Source organism: Bartonella sp. MM97QHHN (genome assembly GCF_042194285.1).
In the GTDB taxonomy this organism is placed as follows: domain Bacteria; phylum Pseudomonadota; class Alphaproteobacteria; order Rhizobiales; family Rhizobiaceae; genus Bartonella.
In genome coordinates this window covers 81,142-104,461 of the sequence record NZ_JBHIMS010000031.1, presented here as the reverse complement: position 1 = coordinate 104,461, position 23,320 = coordinate 81,142, and the positions used below count along the sequence as shown (strand labels likewise).

The 23,320-nt window shown below is 38.6% G+C and carries 18 protein-coding genes and 1 other RNA gene; 17 read left to right on the top strand and 2 right to left on the bottom strand.

Annotated elements, in window-relative coordinates; translation table 11 throughout:
* Positions 1-29 precede the first annotated feature (29 nt).
* Both pncA and ACFIJW_RS01510 read right to left on the bottom strand, forming a co-directional pair.
* Positions 30-638: a bifunctional nicotinamidase/pyrazinamidase gene (gene pncA / locus ACFIJW_RS01515; protein WP_375618209.1), complete on the bottom strand. Its 609-nt coding sequence runs from the start codon at positions 636-638 to the stop codon at positions 30-32.
* Positions 639-684: 46 nt separating this feature from the next.
* Positions 685-1,221, bottom strand: a complete 537-nt coding sequence (locus ACFIJW_RS01510; protein WP_375618210.1) for a hypothetical protein — start codon at positions 1,219-1,221, stop codon at positions 685-687.
* A gap of 160 nt (positions 1,222-1,381) precedes the next feature.
* Between ACFIJW_RS01510 and ettA the strand changes: the two genes are divergently transcribed.
* The 17 genes from ettA to murB all read left to right on the top strand — a co-directional run bounded on the left by ettA (position 1,382) and on the right by murB (position 23,285).
* Complete coding sequence (ettA, locus tag ACFIJW_RS01505; RefSeq protein WP_375633021.1) at positions 1,382-3,031, top strand: energy-dependent translational throttle protein EttA; 1,650 nt, start codon at positions 1,382-1,384, stop codon at positions 3,029-3,031.
* 586 nt (positions 3,032-3,617) lie between these two features.
* On the top strand, positions 3,618-4,556 hold the full coding sequence (locus tag ACFIJW_RS01500; protein ID WP_375633019.1) for an ArsR/SmtB family transcription factor: 939 nt from the start codon (positions 3,618-3,620) through the stop codon (positions 4,554-4,556).
* Positions 4,557-5,206: 650 nt separating this feature from the next.
* Positions 5,207-5,467, top strand: coding sequence for a hypothetical protein (locus ACFIJW_RS01495; RefSeq protein WP_375633017.1), 261 nt, complete (start codon positions 5,207-5,209; stop codon positions 5,465-5,467).
* Between the two features lie 1,566 nt (positions 5,468-7,033).
* Positions 7,034-7,411, top strand: a complete 378-nt coding sequence (locus tag ACFIJW_RS01490) for a hypothetical protein (protein ID WP_375618214.1) — start codon at positions 7,034-7,036, stop codon at positions 7,409-7,411.
* Between the two features lie 1,307 nt (positions 7,412-8,718).
* Positions 8,719-9,228, top strand: a complete 510-nt coding sequence (locus ACFIJW_RS01485; RefSeq protein WP_375633015.1) for a lytic transglycosylase domain-containing protein — start codon at positions 8,719-8,721, stop codon at positions 9,226-9,228.
* Between the two features lie 83 nt (positions 9,229-9,311).
* Positions 9,312-9,702, top strand: an RNA gene (rnpB, locus tag ACFIJW_RS01480) — RNase P RNA component class A.
* A gap of 264 nt (positions 9,703-9,966) precedes the next feature.
* A complete protein-coding gene (gene rsmH / locus ACFIJW_RS01475; protein ID WP_375633013.1) occupies positions 9,967-10,965 on the top strand; it encodes a 16S rRNA (cytosine(1402)-N(4))-methyltransferase RsmH in 999 nt (332 codons plus the stop codon).
* The gene (locus ACFIJW_RS01470; RefSeq protein WP_375633011.1) at positions 10,962-11,366 is read left to right on the top strand and encodes a hypothetical protein; all 405 of its coding nucleotides are present in this window, start codon (positions 10,962-10,964) and stop codon (positions 11,364-11,366) included. The genes rsmH and ACFIJW_RS01470 overlap by 4 nt, the downstream gene beginning before the upstream one ends.
* Positions 11,366-13,108, top strand: coding sequence for a peptidoglycan D,D-transpeptidase FtsI family protein (locus tag ACFIJW_RS01465; protein ID WP_375633009.1), 1,743 nt, complete (start codon positions 11,366-11,368; stop codon positions 13,106-13,108). The genes ACFIJW_RS01470 and ACFIJW_RS01465 overlap by 1 nt, the downstream gene beginning before the upstream one ends.
* Positions 13,109-13,131: 23 nt before the next feature.
* Positions 13,132-14,583: a UDP-N-acetylmuramoyl-L-alanyl-D-glutamate--2,6-diaminopimelate ligase gene (locus ACFIJW_RS01460; RefSeq protein ID WP_375633007.1), complete on the top strand. Its 1,452-nt coding sequence runs from the start codon at positions 13,132-13,134 to the stop codon at positions 14,581-14,583.
* Entirely contained in the window at positions 14,580-16,001 is a 1,422-nt protein-coding gene (gene murF / locus ACFIJW_RS01455) for a UDP-N-acetylmuramoyl-tripeptide--D-alanyl-D-alanine ligase (protein WP_375633005.1), read from the top strand. The genes ACFIJW_RS01460 and murF overlap by 4 nt, the downstream gene beginning before the upstream one ends.
* Before the next feature lie 21 nt (positions 16,002-16,022).
* Complete coding sequence (mraY, locus tag ACFIJW_RS01450; protein ID WP_375633003.1) at positions 16,023-17,093, top strand: phospho-N-acetylmuramoyl-pentapeptide-transferase; 1,071 nt, start codon at positions 16,023-16,025, stop codon at positions 17,091-17,093.
* A 4-nt stretch (positions 17,094-17,097) separates the two neighbouring features.
* Positions 17,098-18,492, top strand: a complete 1,395-nt coding sequence (gene murD / locus ACFIJW_RS01445; RefSeq protein ID WP_375633001.1) for a UDP-N-acetylmuramoyl-L-alanine--D-glutamate ligase — start codon at positions 17,098-17,100, stop codon at positions 18,490-18,492.
* Positions 18,493-18,635: 143 nt separating this feature from the next.
* Positions 18,636-19,790 carry an FtsW/RodA/SpoVE family cell cycle protein gene (locus tag ACFIJW_RS01440; protein ID WP_375632999.1) on the top strand — a complete coding sequence of 385 codons (1,155 nt, stop codon included), beginning with the start codon at positions 18,636-18,638 and terminating at the stop codon, positions 19,788-19,790.
* Complete coding sequence (gene murG, locus ACFIJW_RS01435; protein WP_375632997.1) at positions 19,783-20,919, top strand: undecaprenyldiphospho-muramoylpentapeptide beta-N-acetylglucosaminyltransferase; 1,137 nt, start codon at positions 19,783-19,785, stop codon at positions 20,917-20,919. Before ACFIJW_RS01440 ends, murG begins: the two co-directional genes overlap by 8 nt.
* The gene (gene murC, locus ACFIJW_RS01430; RefSeq protein WP_375632995.1) at positions 20,903-22,330 is read left to right on the top strand and encodes a UDP-N-acetylmuramate--L-alanine ligase; all 1,428 of its coding nucleotides are present in this window, start codon (positions 20,903-20,905) and stop codon (positions 22,328-22,330) included. The genes murG and murC overlap by 17 nt, the downstream gene beginning before the upstream one ends.
* A complete protein-coding gene (gene murB, locus ACFIJW_RS01425; RefSeq protein ID WP_375633054.1) occupies positions 22,308-23,285 on the top strand; it encodes a UDP-N-acetylmuramate dehydrogenase in 978 nt (325 codons plus the stop codon). The genes murC and murB overlap by 23 nt, the downstream gene beginning before the upstream one ends.
* Positions 23,286-23,320: the final 35 nt, after the last annotated feature.

Here is a 23,320-nt window from a genome sequence, read left to right as displayed (position 1 = left end):
ATTATAATGGTAGATTAGAGAAGGATATTTTAAGAGACCATTAAAAGTTCTATACCGGCTTCGTTCATTGTTTTAAGCATAGTGTTTAGTGATCCGTTTACATCAATACCAGCACAGGCATTTAATGAAACACTGACTTTAAAACCGCATTGCATAGCGTGAAGAGCAGAAAATCCGACACAAAAATCAGTTGCTAAGCCACACATAATGAGCTTAGTAAAACCATGTTCTTTAAGATAAACTTGTAAACCTGTTGGTGTTTTTTGATCATTTTCAAGAAAAGCAGAATAGCTATCCATTTTTTGATTATAGCCTTTTCTAAGGATAAGTTGTGCCTTTTCCACTCTAAGAGATGGATGAAATTCTGCTCCTTGTGTTCCTCGTATGCAATGATCAGGCCAAAGTATTTGAGGACCATAGTCAAGAGTGACTGTATCATAGGGCTTTTTTTCAGGATAGCAGGAAGCAAAGCTGCAATGGTTTTTGGGATGCCAGTCTTGGGTTAAGATAATGTGATCAAAATGATTTATGAGATTATTGACGGCGGGTAAAATAGCATCACCTTGTGGTACGGCAAGTGCTCCACCTAGTAAGAAGTCATTTTGAACATCAATGACGATTAAGGCTTTTTTTTCCATAAATATATTCCTATACGAGATGAGCTTTTATCGTATTTTTAAAAAGCTATATGTCGTCTTGAAGTTTTGAAATGATATGCTGGATATTGATATTATTTTTATAATTATCAAGCCAAAAGAGGGGAATGGATAAGTTTTTACAATTGGTTTTATAGTTTTTTACGAATTGTAACCACGTACCAATGGGAAGTGCACTGTATTCATTTGTTGCTACGTGTTGATGCAAAGCTTTCATGATCATTGGGCTTGGAACGTCAGATCCCATAAGGCGGCGGTCGTTTTGTAAACGTAATTTAAGCCATATCAAGGCAAGGGGTGAAGTCCATTGCTTTCCGTAGCAAAAAATCGATGAAAAAAGAGAAGGATTTTTTACTGCGTAATATAAAGCCCATAAAGCGAGAAAAGAAGGCGCATAGAGAATTGCTTTTCTTTGTGGTACCATATTACATTGATAAGTCGGTTTAATACGATAAAAATACAATGTTATATCTGGTATGGAAAAGAGAGGCAATGTTTGATAACAGGTTTCAGGTACAGCTAAAAAGATTTGCTTTTTGCTCTTTAGGGGGATGTTTTTTTGCATTCAGGACCATACTGGGGCTTGTGAGATTAGAAAAAATGTACCAATATAGAGCGAAAGCTTTTGATACGACGTAAGTGCTATTTACTGTACAGTTTCAAAAAGCAAAAGCAGTTTTTTCAAAATCCTAATCTTTAATATCGCATAATATAAAGAGAAATTTATGGCACGTCAATTTATCTATCATATGGCTGGGCTTAACAAGTCTTACGGCAATAAAAAAGTTCTAGAAAATATTCATTTGTCTTTTTATCCAGATGCGAAGATCGGTATTTTAGGGCCGAATGGTGCAGGGAAGTCAACTATTTTACGTATTATGGCTGGGCTAGATAAGGAATATACGGGAGAAGCATGGATTTCTGAAGGAGCTCGCTGTGGTTATCTACCACAAGAACCTTTGCTTGATGCGAGCAAAGATGTGCGTGGTAATGTGATGGAAGGTGTTGCAGATAAACAGGAAGTTCTTGAGCGTTATAACGAATTGATGATGAATTATAGCGAGGAAACGGCTGATGAAAGTGCACAGCTTCAGGACATTATTGACAGTCAGAATCTTTGGGATTTAGAAAGTCAAGTGGAAATGGCTATGGCTGCTCTTGGCTGTCCGCCAGCCGATGGGGATGTAACAAAACTTTCGGGTGGTGAGAAGCGGCGTGTTGCACTTTGTAAATTGCTTTTGTCAAAACCTGATTTATTACTTTTGGATGAACCGACAAACCATTTAGATGCTGAAACGACGGCTTGGCTTGAGAGGCATCTACGTGAATATCCTGGGGCTGTGCTTTTGATAACCCATGATCGTTATTTTCTCGACAATGTAACGGGTTGGATTTTAGAATTAGATCGCGGTAGAGGTATTCCTTATGAGGGGAACTATTCTGCTTATTTGGGGGCTAAAGCCAAGCGTTTGGCTCAGGAAGGCCGTGAAGAGGCAGCGCGTCAACGTGCTTTATCACGTGAGCAAGAATGGATCGCTTCTAGTCCAAAAGGGCGACAAGCAAAGTCAAAAGCTCGGATTAAGGCTTATGATGAGTTGGTTCAAGCAGCACGTGAGCGCCGTCCTGGAGAGGCGCAAATCATTATTCCTATTGGAGAAAGATTAGGACAGGTTGTTATTGAGGTTGATAATCTCTCTAAAGCTTATGGTGAACGTGTATTGATTGATTCTCTTTCTTTTAAACTTCCTGCTGGTGGCATTGTCGGCGTTATTGGGGCCAATGGTATGGGAAAGTCGACCTTGTTTAAAATGTTGACGGGACAGGAAAAGCCCGATTCAGGTCAGATACGTATCGGTGAAACAGTTCACATGAGTTATGTGGATCAGAGTCGCGATTCCTTGGTGGGGGATAAAACTGTTTGGGGGGAAATTTCTGGTGGAAATGACATTATTAAATTAGGCAAATATGAGATGAATAGCCGCGCTTATTGCGGGGCTTTTAATTTCAAGGGGGCAGATCAGCAGCAGAAGGTGGCAAATTTATCAGGAGGGCAGCGCAATCGCGTACATTTGGCGAAACTTCTAAAAGAGGGGGGGAATGTGCTTCTTCTTGATGAACCGACAAATGATCTTGATACTGAAACATTGGGTGCATTGGAAGATGCATTGGAAAATTTCGCTGGTTGTGCAGTTATCATATCGCATGATCGTATGTTTCTTGATCGATTGGCAACACATATTTTAGCCTTTGAAGGTGATGGTCATGTAGAATGGTTTGAAGGTAATTTTGCTGAATATGAGGCTGATAAAGTTCGTCGTCTTGGGGCGGAATCTCTTAATCCTAAGCATGCAAATTATAAACCTCTTACACGCTAGAATTTTTTATCTTATCTCAACTTTGTTGGAATAATAGTGTATTTTATTGCGTTTGTTATTTCATAAATAAAGAGTGTGTGTACTCTGTGGGAGTTTTTATTCATTGAAAAGAGTAAGAGACACTTTATGAAATTATAGCCTAAATAGGGTTGTTCTAATCATGATATATAACCGGTTATTTCTTGTAAAATTGCAATGAAAAGGAGGAGATGAAGAGTATAGCACTACTTCTACAAATGCTCTGGTCATTGAGCATTACCATCTTTACTTAATAAAAATGCAAGCTGGCATCATCATGTTATTTATTTTTTCTCAATGGTATACAGTTTTTGTTTTGAGGTGGGCATAAAAGATATTTTTATCTATATGTCCTCTCTGTTTATGAGCTGTAAGAGAATGATTTGGATTGATTTATCATGAATATTATAATGAGAAGCAGATGGATAAGATCTGTTCGTTTTTTACATTAGCCTATTTTTTTCATAGTATGATAAAATAGAGAGCACAAAATAGATGAGAATATGCGTTGTATACTTGAATTTTTTTCCTATAAACAAATGTTTATAGGAATGTTGAGGGGATAATTATGAAAAAAAGTGCAAGTTTAGATGCAATGGTTGAGCTGCTGAAAGCGGTCGCAGAAGTAAGCCATTTACGTGTTCTTAGGCTCTTACATCATGAAGATTTAACAATCCCTGATTTTATTTTTATTCTTGATCAGTCGCAAGCATGTATATCACGATATTTACGTTTATTGTACGAAGCACGATTGATTGAGCGTTATCAGAAGGGGGATAGCCTTTATTTTAAGCTTTGTCATGATTTTTGGGGTGAAGACATTGTGATGGGTGTTCTTTCGGCTTTGCCAAAGAATGATGTGTTGTTAGCGCATGATTTAGAACGTTTGAAGGATGTTAAAAAGCAGCGTCAAAAAACGAGGAAGAAGTATTTCTTACAAAATGCGTTGCAACGGGATGTATTACGGTCATCTTATATGGCAGATCATGGTGTAGAAAACGCTTTACTTGAAATCATTGGCGATAAACCATTTCAGACGATGCTGAATATTGGAAGAGGTGAAGACTCTATCTTAAAATTGTTTTCTAATCTTTATACGCATGGGGTTCAAGTCGTGCTTGATAGCAATGTTTTTCACTTGTCTGTTGGAGATACAACTTTTGATTTAGTTATTCTTCATTGGGTTTTACATTTTTTTGAAAACCCTGAAATATTCCTTCATGAGATATCAAGTGTTTTGCGTCCTCATGGACGTTTATTGATTGTGGATTTTGGTTATCATGAAATTGAGTCTTCATATTCTGATCAAGCACATACGCGTTTTGGATTTTCGGCTTTACAAATAGAACAATGGCTTAAAAATACGAGACTTGTTCTAGAACAAACGGTTTGTCTTACTCCTATACAAAATGAAAACAGTGAGAAAGGTATGGTTACGCTTTGGCTTGCTCGTGATCCGCGTTTATTAGTTGACGATATCAAAGATAAACAAGTCAATTTTGCATAAATCGCGTTTGTTGACCTGCTTTATTCTCTGATTTTTCTTAAGGAATAGCGTAGAGATAAAACTTTATTCAATCATTGATAATCTATTGTTTTTTACATTTGTATTATGTTTTTATATGAGAGTATTGGTGTTTTACAGGGGCTTGGTGGCTGTGTACTGTGTAATGAAAGCATCTTCTATAGAGTTAAGCCTATGAGGATCGTTATTTAAGGTGTCTTGATATCATATTTGTTTTATTAGCCAATATATTGATTTTTTAGATTTCAATGAGAGGCTCGAATATAGGAATATTTTTTCATTTCAAATTTCCTGTTGCAGAATCCAAAAGAGTCTGTTTGTTTGTTACAAGAGAAGATATTTATCTAAATAATACCGTTTGTAAAAGGAAATACATATTTCTAAATATGAGAGCGGCGGCGATATGATGTAATAGCGCACAATATAATATAGTGATGGCTCATACCTTCATAAATGTCAAAAATGGTGGTACCCAATAGATCTTACGATGTTTCTTTAAACAGGTGCTTAGATAAGAAGTACCTTGGAATTTTTAGTGAGGGGTGCAAAAAGATGCTCTAAAAAGACGAAGGGGTAAAAGGGTAAGACAATGCATGATTTTCATTATTTAAAACACAGCGTTATGAGCGTGTTTGAAAGTCGTAAAGGCAAATGAAAGGGATGGTAAAGATGGCAATAGGTTTTTATCTTTGGGCTTTTATGTTTCGTTCAAAATAAATGATGGCTTTTTTAAGATTACTCAAACAGACGTAAATATTTTTACTCTAATTGGGCATATAAAAGCTGGGACTGTTTACATGGTTCTCATTTGCTCTAGTCTTTATCTCAAGCATATTGCCATGTTAGGAGCAGGTGTTGATTTACAAGTAATAGAAAACGTAAAAGCTTGGTAGATGACGCCATAAAATTACTCATAAATTAGTAATGGATTGGAGTGATATTCTGAATTTTAAAAACATTTTGTACAACAATGGTTATAATAGCGTATCTGACTTTACGTTTATTTCTTCTTACAAGCATTCATATATGACGTTTGTCTATGTGTTTTTCATTATATTCATAAAAATAAGATTGACGATAATCTATGGATAGTCCGTGGCTGAAAGTAGAAAAGAAAAGCGTGATATTACACTAAAGTTTCGTATCTCTTTATCATGAGAAGTATGAAGGTTATTAAATAAGTCCATTTTTCTTGCCAAAAGTGATTTTTTCTTTTTATGCTTACTGCTCATTTTATGATGCAGCCCGTTAGTATAGCGTAAAATTGATAGGGCATCATCGTTTTATGTTTTTTATCCATATGCTTTTTCTTGTTTGTGATGTGCCGTAGTATGGCTATTCATTGATTCAATAGACGAAGGTTTAAAATAAGGGAATCTCACGTTCTTGAGATCTCTCATGTAAGTTGTAAAATGATGAGTTATGATTGTAAATCAATGCATTATTTACGTTAGAAGAACAGACTATAACAATTTTTGAGCATAGAAACTACTGTGTGTATTATTTTACGGGATCATTTAAATGATAGAGATTAAGAGAAACGGTCTGCATTGATCTCGGTTTGTTATGTTAAAATGCGTTAGAGCCTGTTGGTTATTGTAAAATAGTTTATCGTTATTTGGAATGATTATAGGACGTGATTCGAAACAAATACCTTCAGAGTTCTCATTTTTTCATAAAATTAAGCTGTTTAAATTCTTCATTGATTGTTACATGAGAGATGCGACAATATTTTAATAATCATTTACAGAATTTTTTATGAAGATAGATAAGATTTTAAAAATCTACATTTTTATTTTTGTGGTGATTGCTGTTGGAAAAGTGATTCTACTTTTATATAGTTTGATTTTTATAGGGTGGATACGTAGAAATTACGGTTTTTTTTGATTATGATTATCAGAGTTATGAAAGAAACTATTTAAAAGTTATAATGATCGTAGATTCCAATTGATGCCTCTTGAAATAAAATTGCTTCAAATTGGGTCATTTTAAACTTTTTTTGCCTAAATTTAAACATTTTTAAACAATTTATAACTCTTTTATGTTTTTTTGCGTAGAAGATGATAAGAATTTCTTGTTGTTTAAAGAATTTTGTTCCATAGCAAGAATATTGCATCGGCTATCTTAGTGGTTGATGTGAGAGGACGATCGGGGAACCTCCTCCCCCCCCCCGCGTGGATCCCCTAGATTGTCTGGCCTGACTGAGGATTTCCTCAGTCAGGCTTTTTATAATTGTTTTGGGGGATGTTGTAGCGTGTTATTAGGGGGAAGTGTAAGATCTGTTATTGTTTCGCCTATACTACCTAAATACATAGAGGGGCAGTTTTTGTTGGGCGGATAGTGTTAGCGTATTCATTTTCAATAATTTGATTTTTCTTTATTGAAGCATCGTTGAATGCTATAAGGAGAATCATAAAAGAAATCTATGTTTGTGTTCTATGATCTTTAGGTAAGAGATAATGGAATCTTTTTCGCGTCGTATTGTTTTTATTTTATTTGTATTTTTTATTTTTGGCGCTGTCTTTTTTGCTTCTCAAAGTAGTGCTGTTTATCAGTTTTTTTCCGGTCGCTCTTCTTTTTCTTCTCAGAAGCTTGATGTAACAGAGGAGGAGTTGTTAGAGAGATTGTCTGTATCTTTTCCAGATATTATCAAGCATCTTTCTAAGATGAGTCCTCAACAGCAAGAGGTGTTTATTGCGCAGCTGCGTCGTGATGTAATTGCGCTTGCTTTTAAAAGTGGTCAGAGTCGTGAGCAGGCTCACAAATCTGGTGAAACTGTTGCTATGGCTCTTTCAAAAGCGATTTCTCGTCCTTCCATTGCTAATGCTTATTTTTAGCTATTTTTTTAATCGCGCTTTTGGGTTTTATTTTAAGGAGCAAGAGCTTTTCGTGAAGTCTTGAAAAGTGCGAGGAGATAATTAATTTGTAAGGTATTAACAAAATTTATCTCTCAAAAGGTAAGCAATTGGAGTATAAGGGTAATGTTGCAATCATTACAGGAGTGATAGAAAGTCTATCAAGGGTATTGGTCCAAGTTAATTGCATTATCAATCGCTACAATGACAAAAGCAGTATTGACTATAAAAAAACACGTTAACCGTGTTTTATATGCCGGTTATTTTTTTATTTGATATGAGAAAATAAAAATTTTTTAAAGGATTTAAGCTTTCTTTGTTCTACGGATTTTAGGATATTTATCCACTTGTATGATTTCTGAAAATGAGGTGCAAGGCTGATAAGATGGTAGTCTGTGACAAAGAAAAAATATTTGAATGAAGATGAGGGTTTATTTTTATTTAAAAGGCTTTGGGGGTATTGAGTTTCCTAACATTTTTCAAAAAAACAGACAAAAGTAATTGTTAAGCTTTGTTGTAGAGATAAAGACGGATATAGCTTTTTTAGCATATTGTTTTATAATGATAATTTGTCATTTTCATATTAAGTGAGAATCTTAAGAATTGCAAAATTCTCTCGTTTTAAATTTATTCATGGTGAAAAAATCAAAATCACTTTCTTGTGCACTACAAGTGAGAGGCTTGTGTGGATAAAAGCTCTTTCAAAAAAAGAAGTAAAAAGCTTCTTTGAGGCATCTTGAGAGCTAAAAGTCTGTTGCAATATTTTGAATTGATAAAGAGTATGATGGTTTTAGTATATTTATGAATTTTTTATGCGCAATGATGGGAGCGGGGATTTGTTTTATGATTTGTTGGGGTTTTATCGGACATAAAGAGTGCTGTGGGTGTTTATTAACCAGAGAGAAGTGTTGATAACAGTTTATATTTTTTGTGAAACTTTTTTGATATTGAGGATCTTCGGTAAAAAGATGTTCTTGTCTCTCTTTAAGATGCTATTTTTTTAATATAAAAATTGAGTGATACAATAGTGATAGCAGAAATTTACAAATTATATCATTTTATTTAATACGATATAAGATTAATTATAGTCTCTTTATTTTTTTTACTTTATGATATAGATAAATCTATAATTTGTGCATAAAGAGATTTTCTTTTGTTGCAGAATTTTATCTTGAAATTGTCTTACTCTTTCCTTTTTCAAGCCGTTCTTTTGCTTTCTTTTTTTGTACAATACGTTTGCAAATTATTTGCAGCTAGAATTTGAGAATGTTTGAGTAAAGAGAAAGAAAATGCAATTTTTGAAAATCTTGTTAAATACAGCGTGTGCTGTATTTTTTGTATTTGATGTAAGTTGGACTCATAGTGTCTTAAATGTTGCGGAATCAGGAGAATCCTCAGTGATTGTTGCTTCTAAGATTCCTGATCGTCCTTATGAGTTTCTTATTCAGAAACTTGCGAATAAATATAATGTTCCCGTTAATTTAGCACATGCTGTTGTAAAAGTTGAAAGTAATTATAAGGCAGGTATAAAGGGGGCTGCTGGCGAAATAGGTTTAATGCAAATTAAACCCTCTACGGCACGAGGGTTGGGCTTTAGTGGTTCTGTACAGGATTTGTATGATCCTGCGACCAATCTTGAATATGGTATGCGTTATTTGGCACGGGCCTATAAACTCAGTGGTGGAAGTACATGTGGTACAATCCTTAAATATAATGCAGGCCATGCTGCAAAAAAAATGAATTCTATTTCAGCGAAATATTGCGCAAAAGTAAAGACTTATCTGGCTTCATTAAAATAAAAACATCTGTTGAGAGAGGTTTGTCATAAAATATTTTAAGATGCTATTTTCACGGAGCAGAAAATGTTTTATAAATTAGTATGTCAGTCGGCTGGGCAGCCGCGCTTGTCTGATACTGAAATACGGCAGGTGAGGAAAGTCCGGGCTCCATGGAAAGACGGTGCCGGGTAACACCCGGCAGGGGTGACCCTAGGGAAAGTGCCACAGAAAGTAAACCGCCTATTTTTATAGGTAAGGGTGAAAGGGTGGAGTAAGAGCCCACCGCGCATTCAGTAATGAATGTGGCAAGGTAAACCCCACCGGGAGCAAGACCAAATAGAAATGACGTGCAAAATTTAATTTGCAGCCGATTTCCGGGCGAGTCATTCGGGTAGGTTGCACGAGGCGGATGGTAACATCCGTCCCAGATGAATGGTTGCCATGTAAAGTGTAAGCTTTACTCTACAGAACCCGGCTTATAGGCCGACTGATATTTCATGATGATACGCGATATTTTATAAGATCAATTATATATGGTCTTTTATGGAGTCTATGTGTTTGAAATGGACACTTGAGCAAAGAGTGTTTTAAAAAATTATAACATTTCTTTAAGTATAATGCGTTAGGATCTGTTTTGGGATAACTTTAGTTTTTTCGTTCATTGTGATTAATGTGAAAGTTGAAGGCCAGGTTATTCTAAGATCAGTTGCCATGAGAGAGCTGTTGATTTAAGACAGCCTAACTTCAAGACGGATTATTTTGATAAAGCAGGATCAAAGAGCTGAACGCCATATTCCAGTGTTGTTACAGCCAGTTTTGGCTGGGCTTATGCCATTGGTTGGAGCAAAAGTGATTGATGGCACCTTTGGTGCTGGTGGTTACACGCGCGCTTTGTTAAAGGCAGGGGCACAGGTGATTGCTCTTGATCGTGATCCTCATGCTATAAGTGCAGGACAATCGCTTGTTGAAGAATTTTTTCCACGCCTTCTTTTGGTCCATATGGCGTTTTCACAGCTCGATCGTGTCGTTGAAGAGAAGGTGGATGCAGTTATTTTGGATATTGGTGTCTCTTCAATGCAGCTTGATGAAGCAGAAAGAGGTTTTTCTTTTCAAAAAGATGGTCCATTGGATATGCGAATGGCTCAGACTGGTTTTACAGCCAGCGATGTTGTCAATCATTTAAAAGCAAGGGATTTGGCGCGTATTTTTAAGATATTAGGGGAAGAGCGTTATGCGGGGCGAATTGCACGGATGATTGAAAAGCGTCGTGTTGTGCAGCCTTTTTTGCGTACAGGTGATTTGGCGGATGCTATCGAAACGTTGATAGGACGTAAACCGGGAGATCGTATTCATCCGGCAACACGTGTATTTCAGGCTCTTCGTATCTATGTTAATGATGAAATTGGTGAATTGGCATGTGGTTTATTTGCTGCTGAACGCGTTTTAAAAGCTGGAGGCCGTTTGGGGGTTGTCAGTTTTCATTCTCTTGAAGATCGTATGGTCAAAAGATTTTTTTCGGCTCGTTCTGGAGAATGTATGAGATCACGCTATCTGCCAGAAATAAAGGCTGCTCCAGCAACATTTTTTCCTTTGTTTAGAGGTGGGATCACGGCAACTAAAGAGGAGTTACAGAAAAATCCTCGTTCACGTTCTGCGAGGTTGCGTATTGGTGTACGGACTGAAGCAGAGGCTCTTGCAGCAGATATGAAATTATTTGGTTTAGCAGAGATTGCCAGTTTTGAAGGCAGCAAAAAATGACAGTTTTTCGTACATTTGATATGATTTTAGTGTTGATTATGATTTGTATGGCAGGACTTACTTATAAGGTAAAATATGATGTTCAAAAACGAATGAACGAAGTTCTTCATCTTGAGCATGAAATTGCTGCAGCAAAAAATACGGTAAGTTTGCTTCATGCTGAGTGGGCTGTGATGATAAGTCCTTCACGCATGCAAAAACTTGCGAAACGTTATCATAAAGAACTTGGGTTAGAGGTTATACAGCCGCGTCAAATCGTGGAGTTTAAAGACATTCCGGTATGGGTACATGATCAAATTGAAGAAGTGATTAAACAAAATATCTTGGAAGATAATCAAAATATTTTGACAAATAATCGGGCTTCTCAGATCAATAGTGTTGTCCAAAAAGGCGCGCAGTAATGAAATCGACTTTTTTATTCTCACAGAAGAAAAAGCGCTTAAAGAATTCGTTGAATAATCATAATGTTTCTGTTCGTCGTCCCTATTCTAGTCGTCCACGTTTGCTTTTTTCGTTGTTCTGCTTTTTAATTTTATATGGCATCATGGGGGCTTGCCTTATTTCTTATGGGTTGGAAGGTGGACAGATTGAAGAAGCAAAAGGGCCAGGAGTTCTTCAATTGATGGCACGGCCTGATATCGTTGATCGTAATGGTCGTTTATTGGCAACAGATATTAAAACTTATTCACTTTTTGCTGAGCCACGACGTATTATTGATGTGGATGAAACAATTGAATTGCTCTCAACAGTTTTGCCTGATCTTAATTGGCAGGAAACCTATAAGCGCTTAAAAAGAAAATCTAGTTTTTCTTGGATACAGCGGGGGTTAACACCAATGCAGAAGACGCAAATTATGGCTCTTGGTATACCAGGAATTGGTTTTCGGACTGAAATTCGTCGCTTTTATCCTGATGGACCTGTAACTTCCCATATTCTCGGTATGGTGAATGTTGATAATCAGGGCATTGCAGGTATGGAAAAATATATTGATGATGCGGGGTTGAGTGCTTTGCGTGCCGCTGGTCTTGCCATGGAAGAATCATTAAAACAAGTTCAGCTTTCGATTGATGTGCGTGTTCAGGCAATTGTTCATGATGAACTTATTCAGGCTATGAAGCGTTATAAGGCAATTGCTGCAGGAGCTGTTATTTTAAATATACATACGGGGGAAGTTTTGGCTTTGGCATCACTACCAGATTTTGATCCTGGAAATCCTATCGAAGCTTTAAAAAGTGATCGTCTCAATCGGATGACGGCAGGAGCTTTTGAAATGGGATCAATTATTAAAAGTTTTACGACAGCCATGGCACTTGATTCCAATATTTTTTATTTAAACAGTATTATTGATGCTTCAAAACCAATAAAAACAAGTAGTGGGTATACTATTCATGATTTTCATGGAAAAAATCGACCCTTAACGTTATGGGAGGTTTTTATTTATTCTTCTAATATTGGTTCTGCTAAAGAGGCATTGGCGATAGGGATTGATAAACATCGTGGTTTTTTGCAAAAACTTGGATTACTGGATCGTCTCACAACAGAGTTGCCTGAAGTTGCCCACCCTATTGTACCACATCATTGGAAGGATATCCATTCTATGACGATTTCTTTTGGGCATGGTATGGCAACAACACCCTTGCAAACAGCTGTCGGGGCTGCTGCTTTAATGAATGGTGGTTGGTTAATTGCTCCGACATTTTTAAAACGGACAAAAGAACAAACTCTGCACCATGCAAAACGGGTTTTGCAGGCTAAAACAAGTCAAAATATGCGTTACCTTTATCAATTAAATAGTGATATTGGTTCTGGACGTAATGCAAAAGTAGAAGGCTATCGTGTAGGTGGTAAGACAGGAACAGCTGAAAAAGTTGAAAATGGAAAATATTCTAAAACAAAAAATTTCAATAGTTTTCTTGCTGCTTTTCCTATTGAAGATCCTGCTTATGTTGTTTTAACAATTATTGATGAACCAAAGCCTGCAGAGGGACAGCGCTCAGCAACAGCGGGAATGAATGCTGGACCAATGCTTGCTAATATTGTTCGTCGCACAGCTAGTTTTCTTGGTGTAAAACCCGATTTTAAAAAAGAATATGAGCTTCTTTTAAGTAAAAAGAGCAATTCAAGTTTCGTTAAACAACAGTAAAATAAATACAAAGGTGCATCGTTATGTTGTTTGGAACAGTTTTTACAGAATGTGTTGAAGATGAAAGTCTTTCTTCAATAGAAATAACAGGAATAAGTGTGGATTCTCGGCAAGTTTTGCCGGGCTATGTTTTTGTCGCTGTTCAGGGGAAAAAAAGTGATGGAAGACACTATATAGATGATGCGATAAAGCGTGGCGCACGAGCAATCGTTACAGACTGTCCTGCTGTTCTTGAGGATTTATCTGTTCCCATTTTACGTGTTTCTAATGTTCGTCATAGTTTAGCGTTGGCAGCTGCACGTTTTTACGGTTCTCAGCCTGAAACGGTCGTTGCTGTGACTGGTACAAGTGGTAAAACATCTGTTGTCTCTTTTCTTCGGCAAATTTGGACTTATGCTGGATTTTGTGCTGCGAGTATAGGAACGGTTGGTGTTGTTTCTCCTAAACGGAATGTTTATGGTTCTCTCACAACACCTGATCCGGTCGTCTTGCACCGTCTTCTTTATGAAATTTCTCATGAAGGTGTGACTCATGCAGCTCTTGAAGCTTCTTCGCATGGGCTTGATCAAGGACGACTTGATGGAGTCCGTTTAACGGCTGGTGCCTTTACTAATTTAGGGCGAGATCACATGGATTATCACACGGGGGTAGAGGATTATTTGCGGGCTAAAATGAGGTTGTTTGATACACTTTTGCCTGTATCTTCTCCTGCTTTGATTTTTGCTGATGATGTTTATTCACAAAAGGTTATTGATGTTGTTACACAAGCACGCCGCCGTGTCTTGACAATTGGTCGTAAGGGGCAATTTATCACGATTAATCGTGTTGAACATCAACGCTCAAAACAGTGTATTGAGTGTCGTGTGGAAAATAATATTTATACATTTGATTTGCCTTTGGCTGGAGATTTTCAGGTAGCCAATGCGCTTATGGCAGCGGGGTTAGCAATTGCAACTGGTGTTTCACCTCGTAAGGTTTTTTCTGCGCTTGAAACTTTGCAGGGGGCACCTGGGCGGTTGGAATTTGTGGGAAAGACAGAAAATAATGCGCCTGTTTATATTGATTATGCCCATAAACCAGAAGCTTTGGAGCAGGTTTTGCTTTCTGTTCGTCCCTTTACGCAAGGGCGTTTGATCGTTGTTTTTGGTTGTGGAGGAGATCGTGATCAAGGAAAAAGACCTTTGATGGGAAAAATTGCGGCGGATAAAGCGGATATTGTTATTGTAACGGATGATAATCCTCGCACAGAAATGCCAGAAAAAATACGCAAGGATATTTTACAGGCGGTGCCAACAGCAATAGAGATAGCAGATCGTGGAGAGGCTATTTCTTACGCGGTGGAGCTTTTGAAAGTTGGTGATACATTAATCATTGCTGGAAAAGGTCATGAGGATGGCCAAATTATAGGGCAGACAACTTATCCTTTTTCAGATCGTCTGAAAGCGATAGAAGCTTTAGAGGACCGAAAGAAATGACAACTTTATGGGATAAGCAAGCACTTGTTGCTGCAGTTAATGGTGTTGTAATGGGAAGCCTGCCAGAAACTTTTTCTGGGGTTTCCATTGATAGCCGTACTCTTGCGGAAGGGGATGTTTTTTTCTGCATTAAAGGGCATCATCTTGATGGTCATGATTTTGCTGCGCAAGCTTATGAACGAGGTGCAGGCGTTCTTATCGTTGCGGAACACCGTTTGAGGGATATGAAAAAGATATCGGCTCCACTTATTGTTGTTCCTGATGTTTTGCAAGCCTTAGAAAAACTTGCACAAGCTGCACGCAAACGTTCAAGAGCTAAGATTATCACGATAACAGGATCGGTGGGAAAAACAACGACAAAAGAGGCTTTGAAACAAGCACTTGCAACGGTTGGGAATGTTCATGCGAATCTCGCTTCTTTAAACAATTGCTGGGGGGTTCCACTCACTTTAGCGCGGATGCCTATGGAGAGTGATTATGGTATCTTTGAAATTGGCATGAATCATAGAGATGAGATTCGCCCTCTGGTCAAACTTGTTTGTCCGCATGTTGCTCTCATTACGCATATTTGTGCAGGACATATGGGTTTTTTCAAAGATCTTGAAGAAATAGCAAAGGCAAAAGCTGAAATTTTTGAAGGATTAGATGAAAAAGGAATTGCCATTTTAAATGCGGATAGTGATTTTTTTTCTTATCTTGTTCAAAAAGCAAAGAAATACGGTGTAAAGAAGATCTTAAGCTTTGGTGAGACTAAAGATGCTGATTATCAAGCGCGAGATATACGTCTTCTAACTGATAGTACTTCTATGATTGTGCGTATTGGGGGGCGGGATAGGAAGGTTCAAATTAGTGCTCCAGGACGCCATATTGTGCAAAATAGTTTAGGGGTTATTGCTGCTTGTGATGCTATGGGAGTTGAGTTAGAGCCTGTTCTTCTTTCTTTTCGCTATTTTTCTTCTCAAAAGGGGCGAGGTGTTCGTTATCGACTGTCTTTATCAAATGGGGGTGAATTTTATCTCATTGATGAAAGCTATAATGCAAATCCTGCTTCTATGCGTGCTGCGCTTGAGCTTCTTGCTACAGGACCAGTCGGGGAAGAAGGGCGGCGAATTGCTATTTTAGGAGATATGCTAGAGTTAGGGGAGTATAGTGAAAAGCTTCATCGTGATTTAATAAAGCCAATACGTCTTTCCGGTGCTAATCCGGTTTTTCTATTTGGTGAGGCGATGAAATCTTTAGTCAGTGATTTGTCTGCTGGTGTTAAGGTTCATTATGCTGAAAATATTGAGAAAATTTTATCTCTCCTTTTAGCAGAAATTTCTTCTGGGGATCTGCTTATGGTTAAATCATCCAATAGCCTTTGTTCATCAAATATTGTGACTGCATTGCTTGACCGCTATAAAGCGGTTTCTTCATAGTTTTAAGAGGTTTTTTGTACCATGATGCTGTTTTTTTCTTCGTTTAGTGATTGGCTTCCAGGTGTGAATGTATTTCGTTATATTACTTTTCGCACGATAGCGGCTATGCTTAATTCGGGGCTCATCGTCTTTTTGTTTGGACCTAGCATCATTGCTTCTCTTAAATTGCGGCAGGGTAAGGGGCAACCGATTCGTGCGGATGGTCCTCAAACACATTTTAAAAAGGCTGGAACACCTACAATGGGTGGATTGATGATTTTAACCGGTATTGTGGTATCGGCATTTTTGTGGTGTAATTTATCGAATATTTATTTTTGGGTATCGCTATTGGTTATGCTTTCTTTTGGGGCAATTGGATTTTATGACGATTATCTTAAGGTCACAAAACAAACAGACAAAGGATTTTCTGGGAAAGCACGGTTAAGTTTGGAGTTTTGTGTTGCCGCAATTGCTGCTTTTGTCATCCTACAAATTGGCTCATCTGGATTCGCTTTGCCTTTTTTGAAAGATTATCTTATCAATTTGGGCTGGTTTTTTATTCCTTTTTCTGCTTTTGTTATTGTCGCGACGGGTAATGCGGTTAATTTGACGGATGGACTTGATGGCCTTGCTATTGTTCCTGTGATGGTTGCAGCCTTATCTTTTGCTCTGATTGCTTATCTTTCTGGTAATATGAATTTTGCTGATTATCTCCAAATCCATTATGTATCGGGAGCAGGTGAATTGGCTGTTTTATTGGGAGCTGTTGTTGGGGCAGGGCTTGGTTTTTTATGGTTTAATGCACCACCTGCAGCTATTTTTATGGGAGATACTGGTTCGTTGGCTCTTGGAGGATTATTAGGGACTGTTGCAGTCGCTACGAAGCACGAAATTGTTTTGGCTCTTATTGGTGGGCTTTTTGTTGTGGAAGCTTTTTCGGTCGTTATTCAGGTTGGTTATTTCAAATTAACAAGAAAACGAGTGTTTCTTATGGCACCGATACATCATCATTTTGAGAAAAAAGGCTGGACTGAAAGCCAAGTCGTGATACGCTTTTGGATTATTTCAATTGTTCTCGCTCTCATAGGTCTTTCAACACTTAAATTGCGGTGAGAATGTGATTTCTGTTACGTGTTATAAAGGTCAAAAAGTTGCTCTGTTTGGGTTGGGACAGTCTGGACTAGCAACGGCACAAGCATTGATGCGTGGCGGTGCAGAAGTGGTGGCGTGGGATGATAGTCCTTCAAGCGTGCAGATGGCTTTTCGGCACAATATTCCAACGCGAGATCTCCGTTATGAAGATTGGTCAGAATTTGTTGCATTGATTGTAGCTCCTGGAGTTCCTTTAAATTATCCTCAACCCCATTGGGTTGTTGAAAAAGCACGAAAAAAAAATATAGAAATTATCGGTGATATTGAATTATTTGTTCGTGCGCGCCAGCATTTTTTACAGCATTATGGTTTTTGTGACCAAGATGTTCCTTTCATTGCGATTACGGGGACGAATGGAAAGTCAACCACAACGGCTTTACTTGCGCATTTGTTGGAAAAAATGGGTTATGATGTGCAGGTGGGGGGGAATATCGGAAAGGCAATATTGACGCTTAAGCCATTTGTTAAAAAACGTATCTATGTGATTGAATGTTCATCATTTCAAATTGATCTTACTCCCTCTCTTCAGCCGACCATTGGACTTTTATTGAATTTAACACCTGATCATATTGATCGACATGGGAGTTTTGCCTGTTATGTGCAAACCAAAAGGCATCTGATTGCTCAGGCTTCTCAGGCTTTCATTTCAGTTGATGATGCAGCTTGTCGGGTTTTATATCAACAGTTACTTCATGATGGGAAGCAAATTGAGGCAGTTTCCAAGGATCATTTTGTTGAAAATGGTTTTTATGCAGATGGGACCAAGCTCTTTTCTGTTCGTCAAGGACAGCGCCATATGCTTGCAGATCTTGCTCCTATGGCGGTGTTACGTGGGAGTCATAATGCGCAAAATGCCCTTATGGCATTAGCAACATTGCAGGCTTTAAAAATAACTGATCCTTCTGTGAACAAGCATTTAGCAAGTTATAAAGGGTTGGATCATCGTATGCAGCAGGTGCGTAAAATGGGGGCGGTTTTGTTTATCAATGACAGCAAGGCTACTAATGCAGATGCAACAGCTCCTGCGCTTTCCACCTTTAATGATATTTTTTGGATTGTTGGGGGACAGGCAAAAAAGGGAGGGATAGAGTCTCTTAGAGAATTTTTTCCTAAAATTCGTAAAGCCTATTTGATTGGGAGCGCGGCAGAAGAATTTGCTCGCACTATTGGATCTGCTTTTCCCTTTTCTATGAGTTTAACTTTGAAAAATGCGGTGCGTGAAGCAGCTGTTGACGCAATGGGTTGTAAGGAAAAAGAGGTGACGGTTCTTTTGTCACCTGCTTGTGCAAGTTATGACCAATTTAAAAATTATGAAATGCGAGGCGAAGCATTTGTCTCTTTTGTGATGCAGTTACAATAAAAAAGCATCAGTTATAAAAAAATATTTTTGCGTTAAGACTCCAGAATCTTTTTTTGTGTAATTTAGTTTTTAAAGTGTTTGTTAAACAGGCTGGGGAACCATATCACTTTGAGATAATTTATAAAATGGATAAGGTGGATATCATGGTGACGCGTGCAGATAGAGATCCAATTGCTAATTGGTGGTGGACGATTGATCGCTCTATCTTTGCAGCTTGTTTAATTTTAATGGGAATTGGCATTATGCTGTCTTTTGCTGCCAGCCCTATTATTGCAAAAAAAATCGGAATTGCTGATAGTTTTTATTTTGTTCGGTGGCATATCATTTTTAGCATTTCAGCATTTTTTACGATGGTTACCATTTCCTTTTTTTCGCTTTCTAATATTCGTCGTTTATGTGCTCTTTTGCTCATTGTAACGCTTGCTCTTATGGTTGCAACCTTATTTTGGGGTCCAGAATTAAAGGGAGCACGGAGGTGGATTCTACTATTTGGTTTTTCTGTACAGGCTTCAGAGTTTATGAAGCCAGCTTTTGTGGTTATGTCCGCTTGGCTTTTTTCAGAACAGATACGCAGGAGGGGAATTCTGGGTTATACGTTAGCGATTCTACTTTATGCCATTTGTTGTGTGCTTCTGGTTTTGCAGCCTGATATTGGACAAACAGTTTTAATAAGTGCAACATGGGGGGGGCTATTTTTTATTGCTGGTGTACCTCTTACCATTATTTTTCTCTTTCTCATTTTAGGCGTTGTAGGAATTATTTTAGCTTATCTTTTTCTGCATCATGTGCGCGAGCGTATTAATGGTTTTTTGACAGGTGAAGGGGATACGTTTCAAGTGGATGTAGGACGTGAGGCTATTTTGAATGGTGGTTGGTTTGGGCAAGGCCCTGGGGAGGGAACAGTAAAACGTATCATTCCTGATAGCCATACAGATTTTGTATTTTCCGTTGCTGCTGAAGAATATGGTATTATTCTTTGTTTATTAATTATGATGCTTTTTGGCTTTATCGTTATGCGTTCATTGTATATAGCCATGAATACACGTGATTCCTTTATACGTCTTGGTATTACTGGCATAGCAATGATGATTGGCTTTCAATCAGCGATTAATATGGCCGTTAATCTTCACTTAATTCCTCCAAAAGGCATGACATTGCCTTTTATTTCTTATGGTGGTTCTTCGATGATGGCGATTGCGTTTTCAATGGGCATTTTGCTCAGTTTAACACGTCGTTGGCCAGAAGCGCGCCTTTCAGCTTTTTCTTCCTCTTCTGTCTTGGATACCCCTTATGAATGATAAAAAAGTTATTGTTTTGGTGGCTGGTGGTACAGGTGGACATCTTTTTCCTGCTGAAGCCCTTTCTGTTGAATTAAGGCAGCGTGGATATGATGTTCATTTAATAACAGATGAAAGAGCACGACCTTTTGTTCGGTGCTTTGATGAAGGGCATATTCATATCGTTTCATCGGCAACATTTACACGACGCCATCCTTTTGCTCTGATAAAGACGTTTTGGTCTTTGCTAAGGGGGATGGGGCAATCGTTGGCGTTGTTTTATAAATTACGTCCTGTTCTTGTTGGAGGATTTGGGGGGTATCCGAGCTTTCCTCCTCTTTTTATTGCGTCCTTAACGAGGCGTGTAACATTTATTCATGAACAAAATGCTGTTATGGGGCGTGCCAATCGGGTGTTGGCAATTTTTGTGCGTGCAATCGCTGGTGGTTTGTTGTCACCAAAAGGCGCTTATGCTCATAAAATACTTTTGACGGGGAATCCTGTCCGTGAGGCTGTGTTGAAGGCGGCCAAAATTCCTTATCATTCTTCAGAGGGAGAAAAGCCATTTAATTTTTTGATTTTTGGAGGTAGCCAAGGGGCTTCTGCTTTTTCACATATTGTTCCAGAAGCTATTGCTTTATTTGATGATAAGAACCGTAAACGTTTACGAATTGTACAGCAAGTCCGCGGTGAAGCAGGAAGGTTGATCAAAATCTATCGTGATATGGGCGTACAAGCAGAAGTTGCTCCTTTCTTTGATGATATGGCTGAACGTATGGCACATGCTCATTTTATTTTGTCGCGCGCTGGGGCTTCGTCCGTTTGTGAGATAGCGGTGATTGGTAGACCTGCTTTGCTTGTTCCCTATCCCCATGCTTTAGATCATGATCAGGCTGCCAATGCAGCTCTGCTTGCTCGTGTAGGTGGTGCGCAAATTGTATCAGAAAAAGATTTAAATGCACAAAAGCTTTTTTCTCTTTTAATGCACGCTTGTTGTGCGCCCCATTTATTGGAAAAACAAGCGCTTGCTGCAAAAAAAGTTGGACAACCTCATGCAACCCGTTGCCTTGCTGATATGGCTGAGTCCTTAATTGCAGGGCGATTGTTGTCAGATATAAAAGAGGAGCTTTTTAATGAAAATGCCACTTGATATAGGCGTTATCCATTTTATCGGAATCGGGGGGATCGGTATGAGTGGAATTGCGGAGGTTTTTTATAATCTTGGCTATAAAGTTCAAGGGTCAGATCAAGTTGAAAGTGCAAATGTTGAACGTTTGCGGAAAAAAGGAATTAACGTTTATATAGGTCATTGTGCTGAAAACTTAGGGAATGCAGAGGTTGTTGTTTTTTCTACTGCCGTTAAAAAAACAAATCCTGAGTATATTGCTGCAAAGGAAAGACATTTGCCGCTTGTCAGACGTGCAGAAATGCTGGCGGAGCTGATGCGGTTTCGGCGTGCAATTGCGGTGGGTGGTACACATGGTAAAACAACAACCACATCAATGGTCGCAGCCCTTCTTGATGCTGGTCATTTTGATCCAGTGGTGATTAATGGCGGTATTATTAATGCTTATGGTACGAATTCTCGTACAGGAGATGGCGATTGGATGATTGTTGAAGCTGATGAAAGTGATGGTACATTTTTAAAGCTGCCTGCTGATATTGCTGTTATTACTAATATTGACGCTGAGCATTTGGATCATTATGGAAGTTTTGATGCTGTGCGTGAGGCTTTTCGGCAATTCGTAGAAAATGTTCCTTTTTATGGTTTTGCTGTTTTGTGTCTTGATCATCCAGAGGTTCAGTCATTGGCGGGCCGTATTGATGATCGTTGGGTGATCACTTATGGTGCAAATCCACAAGCGGATGTTCGTTTTCTTAATCTTTCGATGGATGGTCAAAAAACGCATTTTGATGTTCTTGTTCGCTCACGCAAAACAGGAAGAAAGATTGAGTTGAAAAATTTGCTTTTGCCCATGGCAGGGCAGCATAATGTTGCTAATGCAACGGCGGCGATTGCTATTGCGCATGAACTAGGCATTTCAAATGAAGCTATAAAAAGGGGCTTAGCAGAATTTGGCGGAGTAAAACGGCGTTTTACGCGAACAGGAAATTGGCGTGGCATTGAAATATTTGATGATTATGGACATCATCCTGTTGAAATAAAGGCTGTTTTGCGTGCAGCACGTGAGAGTGCAAAAGGGCGTGTTATTGCGATTGCACAACCCCATCGGTATTCACGTTTGTATCATTTATTTGATGATTTTTCTGCTTGTTTTAATGATGCAGATACAGTGTTGATTACGCCCGTTTATGCGGCTGGTGAAGAGCCTATTGTAGGATTTGGTTCTCAAGAATTGGTAGAGCATATTAAAATGGCGGGTCATCGTGATGTGCGCTTGATACATAGTCTGGAAGATGTCGTGTCTCTTGTCTCAAAATTTGCTCAGGCAGAGGATTATGTTGTTTTTCTTGGTGCTGGCAATATCACACAATGGGCTTGTGCGTTGCCTCATCAATTAGCGGTATTGGATGGTCATGGTAAATTTTCAGCACATTGATGGTGAGGCGCTATTGGCGCAATTGCAACCACTGTTGGGTGGCGTGAGAGGAAAGCTTACACCTAATGTTGAGATGCGTAAGGTAACGTGGTTTCGCACGGGCGGGTTGGCAGAGCTTTTTTATCAGCCTGTTGATGAAGAAGATTTGGCTCTCTTTCTTCAAAATTTGCCTGAATTTGTTCCTGTAACAATTGTCGGTATTGGTTCTAATCTTCTGGTGCGTGATGGGGGGGTTCCTGGTGTTGTGATTCGTCTTTCGCCAAAAAAATTTGGGAAAGTGAAGCAAGTTTCTCCAAAAGGCTTTTTAGTTGGTGCTGGTACGGCGGATAAACATTTAGCTGCTGCCGCTTTAGAAGCTGAGATTGCAGGTTTTCATTTTTATCATGGTATTCCTGGAGGTCTTGGAGGAGCTCTCAAAATGAACGCGGGTGCGAATGGTGTTGAAACTGCAGCGCGTGTTGTCGAGGTCTATGCGCTGGATCGTAAAGGGCAACGTCATATCTTGAGTGTGAAAGATATGCATTATTCCTATCGCCATTGTGATATTCCTAAAGATTTTATTTTTACGGCTGCTTTATTAGAAGGAAGACTCGGCAATAAAGATGATATTCGTGCTGCTATGGATGAAGTTGCCCTCCACAGAGAAACAGTGCAACCTATTCGCGAAAAAACAGGGGGGTCAACTTTCAAAAATCCTGAGAATACATCCGCGTGGCGCGTGATTGATGAAGCAGGGTGTCGTGGTTTACAGATTGGTGGCGCTCAAATGAGTGAAATGCACTGTAATTTTATGATTAATACAGGGCAAGCAACAGGATATGATCTTGAAGCATTGGGAGAAACAGTGCGTGCGCGTGTTTTTGCAAATTCAGCCCACCTTTTACAATGGGAAATAGAGCGTATTGGTCAATTTGAGCGTGGTCGAAGTGTTTCTCCTTTTGATCCATTTCATTGATTTATTGTTCACTAAAAAAGTGAAAATAAAAAATT